At 33.5% G+C, this 1,016-nt stretch carries 1 protein-coding gene; it reads left to right on the forward strand.

Features of this window, described 5'->3' with window-relative positions:
* The first annotated feature begins 330 nt into the window (after positions 1-330).
* Positions 331-918 carry a hypothetical protein gene (locus IEY42_RS22170; protein ID WP_188927328.1) on the forward strand — a complete coding sequence of 196 codons (588 nt, stop codon included), beginning with the start codon at positions 331-333 and terminating at the stop codon, positions 916-918.
* The last annotated feature ends 98 nt before the right edge of the window (positions 919-1,016 follow it).

A 1,016-nucleotide genomic window follows, 5' to 3' on the forward strand; every position in this document is an offset into this window, starting at 1 on the left:
TTTTTTTATCTCTTTGTTTTTAAAGATAACGTGTGAAAAATGATCGAGTATGATCAGCCCCTGTAAATGCGGTAGCCCTAACATAGGAATGAAACAAGTTTACATTTCTCGCGTCATAAATCTCATTTTACTAAATTATATAAATCAAATGTTTACATATTGATTTATAAAAACTAACCTTATCTAATAAACTCAAGTTCTAACTATCTGAATTATTGTAAGATATTTAGTTCAAGCTATAGGCTGCCTATACTCAATAGTTATATTTAATATTTTAATCTCGTACAGAGACCTAAATTAATATCTAAAAATGATGTGGAGCTATAAAAAATGAAATATGTAAACGCCTCAGTACTGTGCCTTATGCTATTAACATGTACTCAAGTATTTGCCGAAGAAAGTAAAACTGTTACTCCCGATTTCCGCTGCATTAGAGACATGGTGCCAATTAGGCACTTTTATGTCGATAATATTATAGGGCCAGAAGATTTAAAGTTAACCGTTAAAGCCGCAAATAACTCTTCAGGTGAAATATATCCTGTAGGAAGTGTTATACAGTTAGTTCCAACTGAAGTTATGGTTAAACGTGATGAAGGATTCAGTCCCGTTACTAATGATTGGGAGTTCTTTGAACTTGATGTTTCTCCGCAAGGTTCAAAAATTTTAACTAGAGGCTTTGTAGATGTTAAAAATAGATTTGGAGGAAATTGTTTTGCATGTCATGTAAAAGCAGAGTCTCAATGGGATTTTGTTTGTGAAACTGGGCATGGATGTGACCCACTGCCTTTAACACATGTTATGACTAGAGCTGTACAGAAAATGGATCCTCGTTGTTCCAAAACGGAAGAGCTAACAACTGAGGAATCTATCGCTTTAGAGGCGTTAAATAATCTGATGGGAGGCGGAGTTAATTTGTAAGCCATTTTACAGGTTTACAATATATTTAAGTGTAGTTGTAACCCTCCCTTAAAATCAGAATGTTTTAAATAGAGTTTTCCATTTACACTAAACCAAAT

It is taken from the genome of Shewanella algicola (genome assembly GCF_014648035.1).
GTDB classification, from domain to species: domain Bacteria; phylum Pseudomonadota; class Gammaproteobacteria; order Enterobacterales; family Shewanellaceae; genus Shewanella; species Shewanella algicola.